The sequence below is a fragment of the Actinomadura verrucosospora genome (genome assembly GCF_039540335.1).
GTDB lineage: Bacteria > Actinomycetota > Actinomycetes > Streptosporangiales > Streptosporangiaceae > Spirillospora > Spirillospora verrucosospora.
Window position 1 is genome coordinate 24,581 of sequence record NZ_BAABEV010000036.1, and the last position, 19,192, is coordinate 43,772.

Sequence of the window (19,192 nt, forward strand, 5' to 3'; positions counted from 1 at the left end):
ATGGTGAGTCAGGGTACGACGGCCGCCCCGCCCTCGGCGGACGCGGCGGGCGTCGTGGAACGCGCCAGGCCCGGCGCGGGCGAACGGATCCGCGACGGCCTGGAACGGTCGTGGCGGCCCGTCGCCCTGCTGGTGGCCTGCTTCGCCGCGTGGTGGGCGATCAGCGCCTTCAAGCTGGTCGAGGCCTACCTCGTCCCCTCGCCCGGCGCGACGCTGCGGCTGATGGGCGACAAGTGGGGCTACATCTGGCACCACACGTGGGTCACCACGTACGAGACCCTGATCGGCTTCGCGCTCGCGGTGCTCATCGGCGTCGCGTCCGCGGTGATCATGGTGTACTCGTCGACGGTCGAGCGCACCCTCTATCCGATCCTGCTGTTCGCGCAGGTCGTCCCGAAGATCGCGATCGCCCCGCTGTTCGTGGTGTGGCTCGGCTTCGGCATCGGTCCCAAGATCGTCGTGGCGGTGCTGATCGCCTTCTTCCCGGTGGTGATCTCGATGGTCGCCGGGCTGAAGGCGGTGGATCCGGAGATGCTGCAGCTGTCGGCCACGATGGGCGCGAGCCCGATGGCCACGTTCTCCAAGATCCGGCTGCCGGCGTCGCTCCCGCACCTGTTCTCCGGCCTGAAGGTCGCGGTCACCCTGGCCGTCACCGGCGCCGTGGTCGGCGAGTTCGTCGGCGCGAACGAGGGGCTCGGCTACGTGATCCTGCAGGCCAACGGCAATCTCGACACCCCGATGCTGTTCGCCGGGCTGCTGGTCATGTCGGCCATCGGCGTGGTGCTGTTCGTCGTCGTCGAGGTCGCGGAGAAGCTGCTGCTGCCGTGGCACGCGAGCCGCCGCGGCGACGCCGTCACCACGACGTACTGACGGCGCCGCCCGGCGGTGCGCCGGCGCGCCCCCCGCCACCCGAACCGCCCGCCCGGAATCCGCCGGACGGGACGTCCCGACAGTCCAACGGCCGAGCACGACCCACCCCATCTACGGAGAGCCGTCCAATGAAACTCCGCACCCTCGCCATCGCCGTCATGGCGCCGGCCCTCGCACTCGCCGGCACCGCCTGCGGCGGTGACTCGGGCGACAGCACGAGCGCCTCGGGCAAGAAGCTGACCAAGGTCACCCTGACCCTGAACTGGTACCCCTACGGCGAGCACGCGCCGTTCTACTACGGCAAGAAGAAGGGCATCTTCGAGAAGCACGGCATCGACCTGGAGATCAAGGCGGGCCAGGGCTCGCAGAAGACCGTCCAGGCCACCGGCGCCGGGCAGACCGACTTCGGCTGGGCCGACACGCCCGCGCTGCTCGCCGCCGTCGACAAGGGCATGCCGGTCAAGAGCATCGGCGTGTTCCTGCAGACGACGCCCGCGTCCGTGCAGTCGTTCACCTCGGCCGGGATCAAGAAGCCCGCCGACCTGAAGGGCAAGAAGATCGCCGGAACGGCCGGGGACGCGCTGGCGCGCACCTTCCCCGTCTTCCTGCAGAAGAACGGGATGAGCGCGAGCGACGTCCCCGTCCAGAACACCGACCCGGCCGGGAAGATGGCCGCGGTGCTGGCCGGCAAGACCGAGGGCCTCATGGGCTTCGCGAACGACCAGGGCCCGACGATGGCCGCCAAGTCCGGCAAGGAGGTCTCGTACCTGCGGTACTCCGACTTCGGGCTGAACTTCTTCTCCAACGGCCTGCTGGCCGGCGAGCGGAAGCTGAAGAGCGACGCCAAGCTCGTCAAGGAGATGGTCGCGGCGACGAGCGAGTCGTGGACGGCCGCGGAGGGCGACCAGGCGGGCGCCGTCGCGAGCATGGCGGGCGCGTCCGAGCAGCTGCCGCCCGAGAAGGTGCTCACCGAGCAGTTCAAGACCACGCTGACGCTGCTGCACACCCCCGCGACGCAGGGCAAGGCGCCCGGCGTCAACTCCGAGGACGACTGGAAGCAGACGATCGCCACCTTCCAGCAGGCCGGGGTCATCGGCAAGGCGCAGGCGCCGTCGGAGTACTGGCAGGCGTCGGCCGCTCCGCAGACGTGACGGGACGAGCGATGAGGATCATGAGCGAGAAATCCACCGCGAAGCCGGACACCGGCCGGGAGACGGGCCGGGAGAACGCCGTCAGCCTCAATGAGGTCGCCGTCCGGTTCCGCACCCGCAAGCGCGACGTCACCGCCCTGCGCGAGGTGTCGCTGGAAGTCCCGATGGGCGAGTTCGTCGCGATCGTCGGTCCGTCCGGCTGCGGCAAGTCCACGATGCTGAAGCTGGTCGCGGGGCTGCTGAAGCCCTCGACCGGGGACGTGCGGCTGCGCGGCGACAAGGTCACGGCGCCGCGCCCGGACATCGGCTACGTGTTCCAGCGGGCCGCGCTGCTGGAGTGGCGCAGCGCCCGCAAGAACATCCTGCTCCAGGCGGAGATGCGCAAGATGCCGGCCGAGCAGGCCCGCAAGCGGACCGCCGAGCTGATCGAGATGACCGGCCTGAAGGGCTTCGAGGACGCGCTGCCGCACGAGCTGTCGGGCGGCATGCAGCAGCGGGTCGCGCTGTGCCGGGCGCTGCTGCACGAGCCGCGCGTCCTGCTGATGGACGAGCCGTTCGGCGCGCTCGACGCCCTCACCCGCGAGCAGCTCAACATCGAGATGAACCGGATCTGGCGGGAGACGGGCACCACCGTCCTGCTGGTCACGCACTCCATCGCGGAGGCCGCCTACCTGGCCAACCGCGTCGTGGTAATGACCGACAGGCCCGGGTCGATCGCCGAGATCATCGACGTCGACCTGCCCGCGGAGCGCGACTACGCCGCCACGATGGCCCGCCCGGAGTTCGCCCGCGTCACCAACCGCGTCCGGGGACTTCTCGGCGCGGGCGCCGCGGCGGACTGACCGGCGCCGACCGACCGGGCGCGCCACCGACCGGCGCGCCCTGCTCGGCACGCCGGAGGGCGCGCCGCACTGGACACACGACAGGCTAGGAAGGAACGGGATGGCACGCAGGTCCATCGGGATCGTCATGAACGGCGTCACCGGCCGGATGGGGTACCGCCAGCATCTTCTGCGCTCGATCCTCGCGATCAGGGAGCAGGGCGGGGTCCGCACGGCCGAGGGCACCGTGCTGTGGCCGGAGCCGGTGCTGGTGGGACGCAGCGAGACCAAGCTGCGCGAACTGGCCGAACGGCACGGGCTGACGGCGTGGACGACCGACCTGGCCGAGGCGCTGGCGCGTCCGGACACCGACGTCTACTTCGACGCCCAGGTCACCTCCGCGCGGGTCGAGGCGATCCGCGCGGCGGTGGCCGCCGGCAAGCACGTCTACACCGAGAAGCCCATCTCGGAGGATCTCGACGAGGCGCTCGCCCTGGCGCGCCTGGCCGACGAGGCCGGCATCAAGCACGGCGTGGTGCAGGACAAGCTGTTCCTGCCGGGGTTGCTCAAGCTCAAGCGGCTGGTGGACGGCGGGTTCTTCGGCCGGATCCTGTCGGTGCGCGGCGAGTTCGGGTACTGGGTGTTCGAGGGCGACTGGCAGGAGGCCCAGCGGCCCAGCTGGAACTACCGCGCCGAGGACGGCGGCGGCATCATCCTGGACATGTTCTGCCACTGGCGGTACGTGCTGGACGGGGTGATCGCGCCGGTCCGGTCGGTGCAGGCGCTGGGCGCGACCCACATCGGCGAGCGGGTGGACGAGCACGGCAAGCCCTACGAGGCCACCGCCGACGACGCCGCCTACGGGATCTTCGAACTGGAGGGCGGGATCGTCGCCCAGATCAACTCCTCGTGGGCCACCCGGGTGTTCCGCGACGAGCTGGTCGAGTTCCAGGTCGACGGCACGGAGGGGTCGGCCGTCGCGGGGCTGCGGCGGTGCCGCGTCCAGCACCGGTCGATGACGCCGAAGCCGGTGTGGAACCCCGACCTGCCCGCCACCGAGGACTTCCGCTCGCAGTGGCAGGAGATCCCCGACAACACCGAGTTCGACAACGGCTTCAAGACCCAGTGGGAGATGTTCCTGCGCCACGTCGCCGACGACGGCCCCTTCCCCTGGGACTTCTACGCCGGAGCGCGCGGCGTCCAGCTCGCCGAGCTGGGCCTGCGGGCGTGGCGGGAGGGCCGCCGCCTCGACGTCCCGGAGCTGACCCGATGAGGATCGACCTGCCCGGGGCGCCCGGCCACGTGATGAGCGAGCCGCGCACCTACAAGCCGCCCGCGGGACCCGCCGCGTCGCGCGTCGCGTACGCGGCCGCGCACGTGGTGGCCGGGGACGGGGCGGCGGGCGACGCGGGCCTGGACTGGGACGCGACGCTGGCGTTCCGCCGGCACCTGTGGTCCTACGGGCTGGGCGTCGCCGAGGCGATGGACACCGCCCAGCGCGGCATGGGCCTGGACTGGGCGACGACCCGCGAGCTCATCGTGCGGAGCGGTGAGGAAGCGCTTTCAGCAGGGGGCCGGATCGTCTGCGGGGCGGGCACCGACCAGCTGCCCGCGGGGCCCGCGTCGCTGGAGCAGATCGCCGCCGCCTACGAGGAGCAGCTCGCCGTCATCGAGTCCGTCGGCGCGGTGCCGGTGCTGATGGCGAGCCGGCACCTGGCCGCCGCGGCGAGCGGCCCGGAGGACTACGCCGCCGTGTACGGGCGGCTGCTGGCCCAGGTCAGGCGGCCGGTCGTGCTGCACTGGCTGGGCCCGATGTTCGACCCGGCGCTGGAGGGCTACTGGGGCTCGGCCGACCTGGACGTGGCGTCCGGCGCGCTGCTCGCGCTGATCGGCGAGCACGCGTCCAGGATCGACGGGGTGAAGATCTCGCTGCTGGACGCGGCGCGGGAGATCGACCTGCGCCGCCGGCTGCCGGCCGGGGTCCGGCTCTACACCGGCGACGACTTCAACTATCCGGAGCTGATCCGGGGCGACTCCGAGGGGCACAGCGACGCGCTGCTCGGCGTCTTCGACCCCATCGCGCCCGCCGCCGCGGCCGCCCTGCACGCGCTGGACGGCGGCGACACCGCGTCCTACGAGGAGATCTTCGCCCCCACGGTGCCGCTGGCCCGGCACCTCTTCGAGACGCCCACCTACTACTACAAGACGGGAGTGGTGTTCCTGGCCTGGCTGACCGGCCACCAGCGGCATTTCCGGATGGTCGGCGGGCTGGAGACCGCGCGTTCGGTGACGCACATGGCCGGCCTCTTCCGGCTGGCCGACGCCGCCGGCCTCTTCCCCGACCCCGACCTCGCGGCGCACCGGATGCGCGCCTGGCTGACCGTCCAGGGAGCCGCGTGATGGGGGCGGGCGCGTGAAGAGGTTCAGCCTGAACCAGTGGACGACCAGGCACTGGCCCCTGGAGGAGCTGGCCGCCGGCTGCGCGTCCGCCGGGGTGACGGGTGTCGGGCTGTGGCGCGAGCCCGTCGCCGAGTACGGCCTGGCCCGCACCGGCGCGCTCATGCGCGACCACGGGCTGGCGGTCACGTCCCTGTGCCGGGGCGGCTTCTTCCAGGAGCCGGACGCGCTGGAGAACAACCGCCGCGCCGTCGAGGAGGCGGCCGAGCTGGGCGCGCCCTCCCTGTGCCTGGTCAGCGGCGGCCTTCCGGACGGGTCCCGCGACCTGGACGGGGCGCGCTCGCGCGTCGCCGACGTCCTGGCCGAGCTCGCGCCCTACGCGGGCGAGCACGGCGTCCAGCTCGCGATCGAGCCCCTGCACCCGATGTTCTGCTCGGACCGCTGCGTCGTCTCCACCCTCGGGCAGGCGCTCGACCTCGCGGCGCCCTTCCCGTCCTCCCAGGTGGGCGTCATGGTCGACACCTATCACCTGTGGTGGGACCCGGCGGTGTGGGACGGTATCGCCCGCGCGGGCGCCGAGGGCCGGATCTCGCTGTTCCAGGTCGCCGACTGGGTGACGCCGCTGCCCGAGGGCGTCCTCACCGGGCGCGGCATGCTCGGTGACGGGCGCATCGAGCTGCGCCGCTTCCGCGAGGCGGTGGACGCCACCGGCTACACCGGCCCGATCGAGGTGGAGATCTTCAACGACGCGCTGTGGGCCATGCCGGGCCCCGAGGCCCTCGCCCTGACGATGGCACGTTACGAGGAACACGTCCTCAAGGAAGACGGGGCGTGACGTCCGCTCCGGCGCGCCCGCGCGCGTCCGGCCCCGGCGGGGGGCGGACGTGGCGGGCGGCGGCCGGGGCGTGGCTCGGGATCGGGACGGCGCCGGGCGCGCTCGTCCTCGGGGCGCAGGTCGGCGGGCGGCACGGCGGCGCGCTGCCCGTCCCGGTCCTGGTGGTCGGCGGGGCGGTCATGGCCGCGCTGCTCGCCGCGCAGGGACGTCTCGGCCTGCGGGAGCCGGCCGGCGAGAACGCCGCCATGGCCGACCTCGCGCCCCGCTACCTCCCCCCGGTCGCCGAGCGCGCCTTCACCGCCCTGCTCGCGGTCGCGATGGCCGGCTGGTTCGGGTTCAACGTCGGCCTCGGCGGGGCGGCCGCCGCGGCGCTCGGCGGAGTCCCGGACGCGGCCGGGGTCGCGGCGCTGACCGTCCCGACGGTCGCGGTGCTGGTGGCGGGCGGCGGGCGGTGGAACGCGGTCGCGGTCGCCACCACCCTCACCGCGGTCGCGCTGATCGGCATCGTCGCGGTGAGGCTCGCGCCGCCCGCGTCGCCGGTCTCGCTCTCCCGCGACGGGCCGCCGGGCGTCCTCGCCGCGGACCTCGCCGGGTACATCGGGTACGTGTCGGTGTTCGCCGTGCGGGCCCCCGACTTCACCGTCGGACTGCGCGGCCGCCGCGACCTCGCGGCCTGCGTCGCGCTGCTGGTCGTCCCCGCCCTGGCGGCCTCCGTCGTCGGGGCCGGGGTCGCGGCGGCCAGCGGCTCCACCGACGTGGTCGCGGTCCTCGCCGGGCCCGGCGGGCTGCCGGCCGCGAACCTGTTCGTCGCCGCGTCGGTCATCGCCCCGACCCTCGCCGCCGTCCACTCCGGCGCCCTCGCCGTCGACCGCTTCCTCCCCCGCCCCACCGTCCCGCGAGAGGATGCGGGTTCGGGGGACAGGAGGACGCTCGGCCGGTTCCGGCCGCGGGTGGAGGGGCGGCGGGTCGCGGCGGTGCTGGCGATCGCGGTGCCCGGGGCCGTGCTCGCGGCGCTGCGGGTCGACCGGATGCTGCTCGAATGGCTGACGGTGCTCGCGGCGGCGCTGCCGGCGCTCGTTCCGCCGATGGCGGCGGAGTTCGGGCGGAGGCGGCGCGGGCGCGCGGGACGGCCCGTGGCGACGTGGATCTGGGCGCCCGGTGCGGCGGTGGCCGTGGGGCTGACCCTGGCCGGGCACGCGGCCGCCGCCCCCGTCGGTCTCGTCGTCTCCACGGCCGCGACGCTGGTCCACGCGTGGTTCCCCCGGAGCGGTCGCGACGAGATGACCACATCCGGCTCGTCCGAAATTCGTCCTTGACGTCGGCCGAGCCCAGTCGTACCTTCTGGAAAGCGCTTCCAGAAAGCGCTTTCCTGCCACCGATCCCCACCCTAGGACGGCTGGAATGCGAAGTAAGCTCACCTGGTGTCTCCTCGCGATCGCGGCGCTGATGCTGCCGCTGCTCAGCGTGCCGCCCGCGGCGCTGGCCCGGGACGACGCCCCGATCCTCGACCCGATCCCCGAAGACCCCGCACCGTCCGGCCTCGGCCTCGTCCTCCAGGAGGTCGCGCAGCTGCCGAAGTCGACCCCGACGGGCACCCCCACCGACCCGCGGCTGCTGCGGTGGAACCGCATCAACTACGTCGGCGAGGTCCCCGACAACTCGGGGCGCCTGTACGTGCCGGACCTGAACGGCAACCTGTACATGCTCGACAAGAAGACCCGCACCCCCCACGTCTACCTGGACGTCGCCGCCACGTTCGCGCCCGACTTCTTCTCCCAGGCCGGACTCGGGCAGGGCTTCGGCTTCGTCGCGTTCCACCCTGACTTCCGGAAGAACGGGAAGTTCTACACCACGCACGTCGAGGCGGGCGAGGCGCTCAAGACCAAGACGCCCGACCTCACCGCGCAGCCGAAGACCGGCTACCACGGCGTCGTCGACGAGTGGACGGCCAAGGACCCGAAGGCCGGCACCTTCTCCGGGACGCACCGCGAGATCCTGCGCATCGGGTTCGCCGGGCGCATCCACAACCTCCAGCAGATCGACTTCAACCCGAACGCCCGTCCCGGCGACGCCGACTACGGCAAGCTCTACCTGTCGGTCGGCGACGGCGGCAACGGCAACGTCGGCGACAACGGCGGCGACCCGCAGAACCTCGGCGTGCCGCAGGGCAAGATCCTGCGGATCGACCCCGCCGGGAAGAACAGTGCCAACGGCAAGTACGGCGTTCCGGCCGACAACCCGTTCGCCGGGCAGGCGGGCAAGCTCGGCGAGATCTACGCCTACGGCATGCGCGACCCGCACCGGTTCAGCTGGGACACCGGCGGCACCCACCGGCTGTTCCTCGCGCACATCGGCGAGCACGAGATCGAGTCGATCCACGAGCTCTACCCCGGCGCGAACATCGGGTGGAGCGAGCGGGAGGGCGCGTTCACGTTCCGCAAGGACGACCGCTGCCACCTCTACCCGCTGCCGGCCGACGACGCCAAGTACGACTACGAGTACCCGCTCGCGGCCTACGACCACGACCCGCCCGCCGACTGGAACTGCTCCAGCGACGTCGGCCGCGCCATCTCCGGCGGCTACGTGTACCGCGGTGCGAAGCTGCCCGCACTGCGCGGCAAGTACCTGTTCACCGACATCGTGAGCGGCCGGCTCATGTACACCGAAGAGTCGGAGATGAAGCACGACTCGACCGGCACCAACCGCGCCCAGATCTACGACCTGGCGGCCTTCGACACCTCCGGCAAGCCCGTCACGATGCAGCAGCTGGCCGGCGACCAGCGCGTCGACCTGCGGTACGGCTCGGACGGCAAGGGCGAGCCGTACCTGCTCGCCAAGGCCAACGGCAAGATCTGGAAGGTCGTCGGGACGAAGCGGGTCGCGGCCGGCGCGGCCGGTCCGGTCCGCGTCGGGAACGCGATGGGCGCCGAGAACTGGACGCCCGTCACGCCGTCCAAGTGGCAGTTCCCTGGCGACCAGGTGGTCCTGGCCGAGGCCGGGGTGCAGCGCCCGGGTCCGCGCCGCCCGTTCGAGTACGCGGTGCTGAACAAGGGCCCCGCCCTCACCTCGGCGCGGATCGACGCGGAGGTGCGGCTGGACACTCCGGTGTCGGTCAGCAACCGGGACGTGATCGTCGTCTTCGGCTACCAGGACGACACGCACTTCTACTACGCCCACCTGTCCAGCGACAACACCATCTACCCGCACAACGGGATCTTCCTGGTGAACGGCGCCGACCGGCTGCGCATCGACCAGCAGTGGAACGCCACCCGGTCGCACGGCGCCCCGCCGGCCATCACCGACGAGGCGTGGCACCGCGTCCGGGTGGACCGCCGGGCGGACACCGGTGAGATCGCCGTGTACGTGGACGGGGCGTCCAAGCCCGTCTTCACGGCCCTCGACAAGACCCTCGGCTCCGGCCGGGTGGGCTTCGGCTCGTTCGACAACATCGGCCGGCTCCGCGACCTGACGGTCCGCGGAACCCCGGCGCAGTAACGGCCTCCTCCGGGCGGGCGCCGCGAGCCTGCGCCCGCCCGGAGGGCCCCAAGGAGTCGACATGATGATTCGCCGCGGCACCGCCGCACTCACCACCGCACTGCTGGGCGCGTCGCTGTGCGTCGCCGCAGCCCCGGCCGACGCCTCGACCGGCGGCGTCTTCCCGCCGCTCCGGCAGAACCTGATCTCCTACTACGACTTCGAGCACCCCGTCCCGGGCGACCCGTCCCGCGAGGCCGACAGCGGACGCTCCGGAACGACGATCAACCTCATCAACGGCGGCGCGGCCATGCGGGTGCGGGACGGCGAGCGCCGGCACGCCATCCAGCTCGGGCAGGTCAACCCGTCCGCGAAGGGCAACGACGACTGGAAGGCGGGGCTCTACTCCGCGTCCGGCGTCCCGTCCCTGCACGCGTTCAGCTCCGCCAAGGGCGCGACCCTCGCGGGCTGGTTCAAGATGACCGGGACGAACCCGAGCCCCAACACCGAGACGTCCAACCCGAGCGACGTCTACAACGCGGTCGGCCTGTCGGGCCTGCTCACCGGCGACTCCGACGGCCACGCCGTGCGCGCCCTGCTGGAGATCATCGAGGTCTCCGGCAAGCTCCACGTCGTCGCGCTGGGCCGCCGCGTGGACGGCTCGAAGTCGCAGACGTTCGCGGCGAGCGAGGACTGGCAGAGCATCCTCCCCCAGAACACCTGGGTGCACCTCGCCGCGACGTTCGACTACGACACCGGCGAGATGGCGCTCTACAAGGACGGGCGGCCACTGGACGGCTTCTACACCACGGCCGGGGACCCGTGGGGGCTCGAAGGCGCCCCCGAGCCCGACGTCACGTCCGCCACGGACCCCCGCGGCATCAAGATCGGCGGCAGCTACCCGCAGAACACCGCGGAGAAGAACCCCTGCAACTGCCGCATGGACGGCCTGATGTTCCTCGACCGCCCCCTCACCCCGAAGGAAGCGGCCATCCAGTACAAGTTCGCCAACCGCTGACCTCCCACCCCCACCGCCGGCGTCCTACGGGCGCCGGCGGTGCCTTTTCATGTGCGGAGGCAGGCCGTGTAGAGGGCGGTGTCCGTGGCGGCCAGGAGGGTGCCGTCGGGGGCCAGGGACAGGTCGTTGGCGGGGGCGGGGAGCCTGACACGGTGGGACGGGGCCGGGGAGGCGGCGTTCCAGGCGAGGAGGGTGTCGGGAGCGTCCTGGAGAGCGGCGGCCACCAGGAGGTGTCCGTCGACCAGGGCCGCGGCCACATGGTCGCAGGGGGCCGGAGTGGACAGGGTCGCGAGGCGGTCGCCGTCGAGGCCGTGCACGCCCAGGCTCTCAGGGGCCGGATAGAGGAGCACGAGGCCGTCCGGGGACGGGGTGAGGGCCGTGGCGGGGGGCAGGGACGCGGACGGGGCGCGCGACGGGGCCGTGGCGATCTCCTCGCCGCGTTCGAGGTCGAGGAGCGTGACCGCGGAGTCGCCGGTCAGGCCGGTGATGGGACCCGTGGCGGGCGTCGCGTGCAGGAGCCGGCGGCCGATCGCGCTGCGGTGGCCGAGCCAGAGGTGGAAGCTCGCGAGGCGGTCGCCCGTGAGCGCGTCCCACACGGCGACCTCGGCGTCGTTCGCGGGGCCGAAGACGGCCACGACGGCGCCGCGGCCGTGGTGGACGGTGAGGCCGACCAGGTCGGGCTGGGCGTCCAGGGTGAGTTCGCGGCCCGTGCCGAGGTCGTGGACGTGGAGGCGGTCGCGGTGCGTCCAGGCGACGGTCGGGGACCCGGCGGGGAGCCCGAACGCCCAGTCGGCCCGGTCGGCCGGGAAGTCGGGGATCGGCGGGCCGAGCGGCGCGCCGGCCGCCAGGTCCCACGCCTGGCCGATGTTCACTCCCTGCCCGACGCGGGAGGCGAACGCGAGCGACGGGCGCTCGGCGGTGGCGGCGACGCCGTCGAAGGACCCCCGCGCCAACGGGTCCGCCAGCACGCTTTCCGGCATGCGTCGGAGCGTAGGCCACGCGGCGGAGATCGTTCCAGACAGTCGCGAAATCGGGAGGGTCAAGCCCGAGTCAACCGGGCGGGAGTGGACGGCGGGCGCGCGTCAGCCGAGGGCGCGCAGGCGCGCGGCGACGTCCTCCGGCGGGACGTCGTTGATCCAGGCGGCCATGCCCGACTCCGAGCCCGCCAGGTATTTGATCTTGTCGGCGGCGCGCCGGATCGAGAACAGCTCCAGGTGCAGGCGGAGCAGCTCGCGGCCCTCGCCGACGGGCGCCTGGTGCCAGCCCGCGACGTAGGGCAGGGGGGCCTCGTAGAGGGCGTCGCAGCGGCGCAGCAGGTCGCGGTAGAGGACGGCCAGCTCGTCGCGCTCCCCTGCGTCGAGGGCGGCCATGTCGGGGACGTGGCGGTGCGGCGTCAGGTGCACCTCGACCGGCCATCGGGCGGCGGCGGGGACGTAGGCCGTCCAGTGCTCGCCGGCCAGCACGACGCGGCCGCCGGCGCGCTCGGCCTTCAGGACGTCGCCGAACAGGTCGGGGTTCGCGGACGCGGACGCCAGCATCCGCTCGGTGCGGGGGGTGAGGAACGGGTAGGCGTAGATCTGGCCGTGCGGGTGGTGCAGGGTCACGCCGATCTCGACGCCGCGGTTCTCGAACGCGAAGACCTGCGCGACGCCGGGGATCGCCGACAGCTCGGCGGTGCGGTCGGCCCACGCGTCGACGACCGTCCGGACGCGGGAGACGGGCAGCTGCGCCATCGAGGCGGAGTGGTCGTCGGTGAAGCACACGACCTCGCAGCGCCCGGCGCCGCGGGACCGTTCCACCCCGTCGATCGAGCCCGCGCCGTCGACCGAGCCCGGCACCGGCGGGGTGCGGACGTCGAAGGACGGGAAGCGGTTCTCGAACACGGCGACGTCGTAGGACGGGTCGGGGATCTCCGAGGCCGGGCCGCCGGGGCACAGCGGGCACTGGTCGGCGGGCGGCAGGAACGTCCGCGTGTTGCGGTGCCTGGTGATCGTGACGTGGTCGCCGGTCAGCGGGTCGCGGCGGACCTCGCACACCGGCTCGACCGGCGGCAGGCCGCGCGGGTCCGCGACGGGGGCCCGGCCGGGGGCCTCGTCGTAGTAGACGATCTCGCGGCCGTCCGAGAGCCGCGCGCGTGTCCGGTTCATCTCGTCCGGCAGCCTACAGCGCCGGGGCGTCCGCCCGCGTCGTCTTCTCGTGCACCGTCAGCAGGTACTTGACCAGCGCCGTCAGCACCTCCTTGCCGGACGTGCGCTCCCGTACGTCGCACATCACGACCGGGGTCCCCTCGCTGAGGTCGAGCGCCTCCCGGATCTCGTCGGGCGTGTAGTCGTAGCCGTCGTCGAAGCGGTTCACCGCGATGACGAACGGCAGGCCCCGGTTCTCGAAGTAGTCGACGGCGGGGAAGCAGTCCGAGAGGCGGCGGGTGTCGGCGAGCACGACCGCGCCGAGCGCCCCGAAGGACAGCTCGTCCCACATGAACCAGAACCGGTCCTGGCCGGGCGTGCCGAACAGGTAGAGCACGAGGCCGTCGCGGATCGTGATGCGGCCGAAGTCCATCGCGACCGTGGTGGTGGTCTTCTGCTCGACGCCCTCGGTGTCGTCGACGCCGACGCCCCGGTCGGTGAGCAGCTCCTCGGTCTGCAGCGGACGGATCTCGCTGACGGAGCCGACGAGCGTCGTCTTGCCGACGCCGAAGCCCCCGGCGACGAGGATCTTCACCGCGACCGGGGTCGCCGGGCCGACCCCCTCCGGGGACGGCCCCGCGCTCCCTCCGGCGGCCGCACCGGCGTTCTCAGAGGGCTTGAAGACCATGGAGCACTTCCCTCAGCAGACGTTCCTTGGAGAGCGCGCTCTCCTGTTGGGGACGGGTGGCGGTGATCAGTCTGTGGTGGAGCAGATCGCCGAGCAGCACCCGCACGACGACGAGCGGCAGCCCGACCCGCGCCGCGACCTCGGCCACCGGCAGCGGTTGCAGGCACATCTCCAGAATGTCGAGATGCTCGGGACCGATGCCGGGTGAGCCCGACCGCGGCCGCGCCGCGGTCGAGATTATCGTGATCATGTCGAAGGCCTCGCCGGTCGCGGGCCTGGCGCGCCCGCGGGTGAGCGCGTACGACCGCACGATCGGGCCGGCCTCGTCATCGAGCCATTCGCTGCCAGGACCGGTCATGGTCCGTCACGATTCCTCGGTGTCGAGGGACTCGGCGCGGCCGCGCCGGGTGCCCTGCTGGATGGACGACATCATCGACCGCAGCTGCTCGGGCGACCGGTCGGCGCGGGCGGAGGGCGCGGGATCGGCCGGCGCGGAGTTCTCCTCCCGCAGCTGCGAGGCCATGTTCTCCTGCCTGACCCGCTTCGGCAGCGAGGGCCGGTCGGCGCCGGGCGACTTGCCCGGGGGCCGGCGCCGCACCTCGCGGGGCGAGCGCGGCACGCTCGGCGGGGGCGGCGACGGCGCGGGCTCGGCCTCGGGCGGCGGGTCGCCCCACGGCGACGGGGCCGCCCGGGGCGTCGGCGCCGGGCCCTGGATCGGCTCCTCGAACACCGGGAGGGGCCCGGTCAGCGCGTCCGCCTCCGCGAGCGGCTCCCCGGGCGCGGGCACGGGGGTGGCCGGGGGGATGAACGGGCGGGCGGGCTGGGCGAGCGGCTCCCGCGGCGGAGGGGGCGCCGGGGACGGGGCCGCGGACGGGGCGGCGTGCCGTCCGGACGGCAGGTGCAGCACGGAGCCGCCCTCGCCCAGGACCGGCTGGGGGCCGCTGCGGACGCTCGCGCCGCCGTTCACGACCGTGCCGACGGGGACGAGGGCGTCCTCGGCGCGGCGGGTGGTCAGAGCGGGTGCGCTGTGCACCGGCGCGCCCTCGTCGGGGACGACGAGCTCCTCGGGCAGCAGCACGATCGCGGTCATGCCGCCGTAGGGGGACGTCCGCAGGGTGACCTTGATGTTGTGCCGGCGGGCCAGCCGGCCGACGACGAACAGGCCGAGCTGCGCGCTGTCGGACAGGTCGAACTCGGCGGCGGTGGCGAGCCGCTCGTTGGCGGCGGCGAGGCTGGGCTCGTCCATGCTGAGGCCGCGGTCCTCGACCTCCAGCGTGAAGCCGTGCGAGACGGCCTGCCCGTGCACCTGGACGGTCGTGTGCGGCGGCGAGAACGTCGCGGCGTTCTCGATCAGCTCGGCGAGCAGGTGGATGACGTCGGCGACGGCCGGGCCGACGATGGCGGCGCGGGTCATCGGGGCGACGTTGACGCGGGTGTAGTCCTCGACCTCGGACGCGGCGGCGCGGGCGACGTCCACGATCGCGACGGGGCTGCGCCAGCCGCGGCCGGGCGCCTGCCCGGACAGGATGATCAGGCCCTCGGCGTGCCGGCGCATGCGGGTGGCGAGGTGGTCGACCCGGAACAGGTCCTCCAGGTCGTCGGGGGTCTCGATGCGCCGCTCCATCGAGTCCAGCAGCTTGAGCTGGCGGTGCAGCAGCGTCTGGCTGCGGCGGGCGAGGTTGACGAACACGTCGCTGACGTTGCGGCGCAGCGTCGCCTCCTCGACGGCGCTCTGGATCGCGGTGCGGCGGGCGGCGTTGAACGCCTCGCCGACCTGGTCGATCTCGCGGGTGCCGAACGCCAGCGGCGGCGCCTCGGCGGCCACGTCGACCTCCTCGCCGAGGCGCAGCCGGCGGATCACGCCGGGCAGCCGGACGTCGGCCAGGTCGATCGCCTCGCGGCGCAGCCCGCGCAGCTCGCGGATGATGGACCGGGCGACCCAGACCGCGAGGACGAGGGTGGCGACGACCGCGACCAGTCCGAGCGCGCCCGCGAGGACGACGCGGGTGATGATGCCCTCGGAGATCGGCTGGGCGCGCTTCTCGGCGCCCGCCGACACCGACAGTTCGAGCCCGCGGAGCCGGGTGAGGTTGGAGTCGGCGGTGGTCTTCCACAGCGCCCCCGCGGCGCCGGTGGCGTTGACCAGCCGGGGGGAGGCGACGAAGCGGTCCTCCAGCGCGCGGAGCCGGCCGTACTCGGGCATGCCGACGATGCGCTCGTAGTAGGACTGGTCGGGCGAGCGCAGCTCGGCCGCCGTGTAGGTGTAGAGGGTGCGCTGGGTGCCGACGAGCTTGACGTACTGGGCGTGCTCGCCGGGCGTGATCCTGCCGGCGGCGAGGGCGCCCGCCAGCAGCGCGTCCTCCTGCGCGAGGACCTCGCGGGCCCGGGTCAGCGACGCCTCGTTGCGGGCGTCCTTGGCGACCTCGGAGTTGTCCAGCGTCGCGAGGGAGCCCTGGAGCGCGCCGACGTCGCCGAGCAGGGCCGTGTAGTCGGCGAACGCGCGGGCCCGGTCCAGGCGGCCGGCGTCGATGGCGCGGCGCCGGTCCGCCAGGCCGTCCAGCTCGGTGAGGATCTTGCCCGCGATGCGCTGGGCGTCCTCCGGCGCGGCGCCGTCGACGGCCTCGGCCTCGGCGAGCTTGCGGAACAGGTCGGCCTGCCGGTCGGTGACCAGGCGGCCGGACTCCATGGCGGCGCGGTCGCCCTCCGCGCGGCCGCCGAGGTACACCATCGACAGCCGGCGTTCGGCCTGCAGGGCGCTGCCGAGCGCGCCCGACGGGTAGCCGTAGTGGTCCTGGACGGTCTTGACGTGGCGGAGGTTGAGCCCCTCGCCGAGCGCGATGCTCGCGGCGAACGCCCACAGGACGCCCAGGGAGACCACCGAGACGGTGACCATCAGGACGACCTTGAAGCGGATGGAGCGGAAACGCGCGGCCTTGGGAGCCCGCCGGTGTCCGGCGGACGAGTCCGTTGTGCGGCCTCGAATTGGCACTGCGGCAGAACCTTCACTCGATCGGACGACTGACATCGACTGGTCTGGACGGCTGGCATCGATTGCGTGCGGAGCGGCTCACGCGGAACGCAGGAGAGCCTAGGGCGGTCCGCCGCCATGTGTCGACAGTTTCCAGTTCATCACGTTTTGTGGCGGCGGACAGCCCAAAATACCCCTACGATGCCTCAGCGTGATGGCTCGTACCCCAGAAGCGACGACGACCGTGCGCTCACCCGCCCGCGTCCGCCGGACCCTGCTCGCCACGGGGGCGCTGGTCGCGGCGGTGCTGACCGGCGCCTGCAGCGGCGACTCCGGCGGGACCGCCGCGCCGCCAGACGTCCCGATGCTGCAGGAACTCGGCACCCCGGAAGGCCGGCTCGACCTCGTCGCCTGGGCCGGATACGCCGAGAACGGCTCGAACGACCCGAAGGTCGACTGGGTCAAGCCGTTCACGAAGGCGACCGGCTGCAAGGTGTACACGAAGGTCGCCGACACCTCCGACTCGATGGTCGCGCTCATGAAGACGGGGCGGTACGACGGCGTGTCGGCGTCCGGCGACGCGAGCCTGCGGCTCATCTACGGCGGGACGGTCGCACCCGTCAACACCGGCCTGATCAGCAGCTGGGACGACATCGCCAAGTACCTGAAGAACCAGCCGTACAACTCCGCCGCCGGGCGGATGTACGGCGTCCCGCACGGCTACGGCGCCAACATGCTGATGTATCGTACGGACAAGATCACGCAGCGTCCGACGTCGTGGAGCGTGGTGTGGGACAAGGAGTCCCCCGCCGCCGGGCACGTCGTCGCCTACGACTCCCCCATCTACATCGCGGACGCCGCGCTGTACCTGAAGACGCACCGCCCCGAACTGAAGATCAACGACGTCTACGAGCTGGACGAGAAGCAGTTCGACGCCGCGGTGAACCTGCTCAAGCAGCAGCGCCCGAACGTGAACCAGTACTGGGCGAACTACCTGGACGAACTCCAGTCGTTCAAGAGCGGCTACAACTACGCCGGCACCGCCTGGCAGGTGACCGCGAACCTGGCCATGGCCGAGAAGGCGCCGGTCGCCACGACGATCCCCGACGAGGGGGCGACCGGCTGGTCCGACACCTGGATGATCTCCTCCAAGGCCCAGCATCCGACCTGCATGTACAAGTGGATGAACTGGATCACCATGCCCAAGGTGCAGGCGGAGGTCGCGCAGTGGTTCGGCGAGGCGCCCGCCAACCCCAAGGCGTGCAAGTACACCGCCAAGGGCTTCTGCTCGACCTACCACGTCGGCGACCCGGAGTTCTACAAGCGACTGGCGTTCTGGAAGACCCCCGTGAAGGAATGCGGGGACGACCGCGGCAGCAAATGCGTGGACTACTCCCGCTGGGCGCAGGCCTGGACGCAGATCAAGGGCTGACCCGCGCCTGACCAGGGGACCCGTACTGACCGCCGGCCGCACGTCAGGGCCAGCGGTACTCCGCGCCTGCGGACGGGACGTGGTGGGGCAGGTAGCACTTGGTCGTGACGTGCTCGTCCTTGCAGTCGAGGCACAGGTAGGTGCGGTGGCCGCGCAGGCCGCGGCCCCGCCTGTCGCACGGCGGGCAGACGCACGGCGACCAGCCGACGATGACCCGGCCCGGGTCGAGCCGGTGCCCGGCCGGGCACAGGAACGGGACGTGTTCGGGAGCCTGCACGACTCCACACCCTACTCGAACATATGATCGATCCAGAAGGGCCCCGGTGGGGGTCAGCGGTCGCGGTGGGTCATCAGGCGGGCGAGCGCCCGCAGTTCGGCGTCGGCGGCCGGGGCGACTCCGGCGGCGTCGAGGTCGGCGAGGGCGTCGGTGAGGAGTTCGTCGGCGCGGGCGGCGGCCCAGGCGCGCCCGCCCGCCGCGTCGACGAGACCGGCGGCGAGGACCGCCTCCTCGTCGGTGAGCGGCTCCTCGCGCAGGTAGAGGGCGGCGAGGTCGCCGCCGGCGGCGCTGCCCGAGGTGAGGGCCGCGACGACGGGCAGCGACTTCTTCCGGCGGCGCAGGTCGGCGTGGACGGGCTTGCCGGTGACCGCCGGCTCGCCCCAGATGCCGAGCAGGTCGTCGACGAGCTGGAAGGCCAGGCCGAGGCGCTCGCCGAAGACGCGCAGCCGGGAGACCTGCCCGGCGGTGCCGCCGCCGTACACGGCGCCGAGCGCGCACGACGCGCCGAGCAGCGCGCCGGTCTTGCCGGCGGCCATGGCCAGGCACTCGTCGAGCGTGACGTCGGCGCGCTCCTCGAAGGCCAGGTCGGCGCGCTGGCCCTCGACCAGTTCCAGCACGGCCCGGGCGAGGATGCGCACGCCGCGGGCGACCACCGCGGAGGGCTCCTCGGCGAGGAGCTCGTAGGCGGCGGCGAGGAGGGCGTCCCCGGAAAGGATGGCGGCGTTCGCGCCGAAGACCGCCCACGCGGTGGGGCGGTGCCGGCGGGTGAGGTCGCCGTCCATCACGTCGTCGTGCATGAGGGAGAAGTTGTGCGCGAGCTCGACCGCCACGGCGGCCGGCAGGGCGGCCTGGACCGTCCCGCCGACCGCCTCCGCGGCCAGCAGCGTCAGCGCGGGCCGGATCGCCTTGCCGCCCGCCCCGGCGGCAGGGCGGCCGCGCTCGTCGCGCCAGCCGAAGTGGAAGCCCGCGGTGGAGCGCGACGCCTCCGGCATGGCCTCGACCACGTGGCGCAGCGCGGGGTCGAGCAGGCGGCGGCTCCAGGTGAGCACCTCCGCCGCCGTCCGGGGGCGGAGCCGCGGCTCCGTCCGATGGTCGCAGCCGACCACGGCCGGGTCGTCACTCCAGGCGGGCATGG

Annotated in this window: 17 protein-coding genes; 10 read left to right on the forward strand and 7 right to left on the reverse strand. The window is 73.1% G+C overall.

From position 1 onward, the window contains the following. From ABD944_RS30585 to ABD944_RS30625, 9 genes are all read left to right on the forward strand, one after another. Positions 1-870: an ABC transporter permease gene (locus ABD944_RS30585; protein ID WP_345182712.1), complete on the forward strand. Its 870-nt coding sequence runs from the start codon at positions 1-3 to the stop codon at positions 868-870. 128 nt (positions 871-998) lie between these two features. Next, a complete protein-coding gene (locus tag ABD944_RS30590) occupies positions 999-2,021 on the forward strand; it encodes an ABC transporter substrate-binding protein (RefSeq protein ID WP_345182713.1) in 1,023 nt (340 codons plus the stop codon). 20 nt (positions 2,022-2,041) lie between these two features. After that, entirely contained in the window at positions 2,042-2,863 is an 822-nt protein-coding gene (locus ABD944_RS30595; protein ID WP_345182714.1) for an ABC transporter ATP-binding protein, read from the forward strand. A gap of 100 nt (positions 2,864-2,963) precedes the next feature. Beyond that, entirely contained in the window at positions 2,964-4,115 is a 1,152-nt protein-coding gene (locus ABD944_RS30600) for a Gfo/Idh/MocA family protein (protein ID WP_345182715.1), read from the forward strand. Beyond that, a complete protein-coding gene (locus ABD944_RS30605) occupies positions 4,112-5,242 on the forward strand; it encodes a dihydrodipicolinate synthase family protein (RefSeq protein WP_378190408.1) in 1,131 nt (376 codons plus the stop codon). The genes ABD944_RS30600 and ABD944_RS30605 overlap by 4 nt, the downstream gene beginning before the upstream one ends. 13 nt (positions 5,243-5,255) lie before the next feature. Continuing rightward, a complete protein-coding gene (locus ABD944_RS30610; RefSeq protein WP_345182717.1) occupies positions 5,256-6,074 on the forward strand; it encodes a sugar phosphate isomerase/epimerase family protein in 819 nt (272 codons plus the stop codon). Continuing rightward, positions 6,071-7,390: an SLC5/6 family protein gene (locus ABD944_RS30615; protein WP_345182718.1), complete on the forward strand. Its 1,320-nt coding sequence runs from the start codon at positions 6,071-6,073 to the stop codon at positions 7,388-7,390. The genes ABD944_RS30610 and ABD944_RS30615 overlap by 4 nt, the downstream gene beginning before the upstream one ends. Before the next feature lie 85 nt (positions 7,391-7,475). Then, positions 7,476-9,569 carry a PQQ-dependent sugar dehydrogenase gene (locus tag ABD944_RS30620; RefSeq protein WP_345182719.1) on the forward strand — a complete coding sequence of 698 codons (2,094 nt, stop codon included), beginning with the start codon at positions 7,476-7,478 and terminating at the stop codon, positions 9,567-9,569. A gap of 61 nt (positions 9,570-9,630) precedes the next feature. Then, positions 9,631-10,566, forward strand: coding sequence for a LamG-like jellyroll fold domain-containing protein (locus ABD944_RS30625; protein ID WP_345182720.1), 936 nt, complete (start codon positions 9,631-9,633; stop codon positions 10,564-10,566). Between the two features lie 47 nt (positions 10,567-10,613). Here ABD944_RS30625 and ABD944_RS30630 read toward each other — a convergent pair whose 3' ends face one another. The 5 genes from ABD944_RS30630 to ABD944_RS30650 form a co-directional block, all read right to left on the reverse strand. Beyond that, positions 10,614-11,546 carry a WD40 repeat domain-containing protein gene (locus ABD944_RS30630; RefSeq protein WP_345182721.1) on the reverse strand — a complete coding sequence of 311 codons (933 nt, stop codon included), beginning with the start codon at positions 11,544-11,546 and terminating at the stop codon, positions 10,614-10,616. Positions 11,547-11,648: 102 nt separating this feature from the next. Next, complete coding sequence (gene galT, locus ABD944_RS30635) at positions 11,649-12,713, reverse strand: galactose-1-phosphate uridylyltransferase (RefSeq protein ID WP_345182722.1); 1,065 nt, start codon at positions 12,711-12,713, stop codon at positions 11,649-11,651. Positions 12,714-12,726: 13 nt separating this feature from the next. After that, positions 12,727-13,380 carry a GTP-binding protein gene (locus ABD944_RS30640; RefSeq protein WP_345182723.1) on the reverse strand — a complete coding sequence of 218 codons (654 nt, stop codon included), beginning with the start codon at positions 13,378-13,380 and terminating at the stop codon, positions 12,727-12,729. Continuing rightward, positions 13,361-13,738, reverse strand: coding sequence for a DUF742 domain-containing protein (locus ABD944_RS30645; protein ID WP_185027345.1), 378 nt, complete (start codon positions 13,736-13,738; stop codon positions 13,361-13,363). The genes ABD944_RS30640 and ABD944_RS30645 overlap by 20 nt, the downstream gene beginning before the upstream one ends. 6 nt (positions 13,739-13,744) lie before the next feature. Next, a complete protein-coding gene (locus ABD944_RS30650; RefSeq protein WP_345182725.1) occupies positions 13,745-16,273 on the reverse strand; it encodes a sensor histidine kinase in 2,529 nt (842 codons plus the stop codon). 289 nt (positions 16,274-16,562) lie between these two features. Between ABD944_RS30650 and ABD944_RS30655 the strand changes: the two genes are divergently transcribed. Further along, positions 16,563-17,780, forward strand: coding sequence for an ABC transporter substrate-binding protein (locus tag ABD944_RS30655; protein WP_345182785.1), 1,218 nt, complete (start codon positions 16,563-16,565; stop codon positions 17,778-17,780). Between the two features lie 43 nt (positions 17,781-17,823). Here ABD944_RS30655 and ABD944_RS30660 read toward each other — a convergent pair whose 3' ends face one another. Both ABD944_RS30660 and ABD944_RS30665 read right to left on the reverse strand, forming a co-directional pair. Beyond that, complete coding sequence (locus ABD944_RS30660; protein ID WP_185027349.1) at positions 17,824-18,057, reverse strand: hypothetical protein; 234 nt, start codon at positions 18,055-18,057, stop codon at positions 17,824-17,826. A 53-nt stretch (positions 18,058-18,110) separates the two neighbouring features. Continuing rightward, on the reverse strand, positions 18,111-19,190 hold the full coding sequence (locus tag ABD944_RS30665; protein WP_345182726.1) for a family 2 encapsulin nanocompartment cargo protein polyprenyl transferase: 1,080 nt from the start codon (positions 19,188-19,190) through the stop codon (positions 18,111-18,113). Positions 19,191-19,192 lie beyond the last annotated feature (2 nt).

Bases quoted from the DNA above. Each gene is read 5' to 3' on its own strand.
- ABD944_RS30585 (WP_345182712.1), top strand. From the start codon at position 1: ATGGTGAGTCAGGGTACGACGGCCGCCCCGCCCTCGGCGGACGCGGCG.
- ABD944_RS30590 (WP_345182713.1), top strand. From the start codon at position 999: ATGAAACTCCGCACCCTCGCCATCGCCGTCATGGCGCCGGCCCTCGCA.
- ABD944_RS30595 (WP_345182714.1), top strand. From the start codon at position 2,042: ATGAGCGAGAAATCCACCGCGAAGCCGGACACCGGCCGGGAGACGGGC.
- ABD944_RS30600 (WP_345182715.1), top strand. From the start codon at position 2,964: ATGGCACGCAGGTCCATCGGGATCGTCATGAACGGCGTCACCGGCCGG.
- ABD944_RS30605 (WP_378190408.1), top strand. From the start codon at position 4,112: ATGAGGATCGACCTGCCCGGGGCGCCCGGCCACGTGATGAGCGAGCCG.
- ABD944_RS30620 (WP_345182719.1), top strand. From the start codon at position 7,476: ATGCGAAGTAAGCTCACCTGGTGTCTCCTCGCGATCGCGGCGCTGATG.
- ABD944_RS30625 (WP_345182720.1), top strand. From the start codon at position 9,631: ATGATGATTCGCCGCGGCACCGCCGCACTCACCACCGCACTGCTGGGC.
- ABD944_RS30630 (WP_345182721.1), bottom strand. From the start codon at position 11,546: ATGCCGGAAAGCGTGCTGGCGGACCCGTTGGCGCGGGGGTCCTTCGAC.
- galT (WP_345182722.1), bottom strand. From the start codon at position 12,713: ATGAACCGGACACGCGCGCGGCTCTCGGACGGCCGCGAGATCGTCTAC.
- ABD944_RS30640 (WP_345182723.1), bottom strand. From the start codon at position 13,380: ATGGTCTTCAAGCCCTCTGAGAACGCCGGTGCGGCCGCCGGAGGGAGC.
- ABD944_RS30645 (WP_185027345.1), bottom strand. From the start codon at position 13,738: ATGACCGGTCCTGGCAGCGAATGGCTCGATGACGAGGCCGGCCCGATC.
- ABD944_RS30650 (WP_345182725.1), bottom strand. From the start codon at position 16,273: ATGGTCACCGTCTCGGTGGTCTCCCTGGGCGTCCTGTGGGCGTTCGCC.
- ABD944_RS30655 (WP_345182785.1), top strand. From the start codon at position 16,563: ATGGCTCGTACCCCAGAAGCGACGACGACCGTGCGCTCACCCGCCCGC.
- ABD944_RS30665 (WP_345182726.1), bottom strand. From the start codon at position 19,190: ATGCCCGCCTGGAGTGACGACCCGGCCGTGGTCGGCTGCGACCATCGG.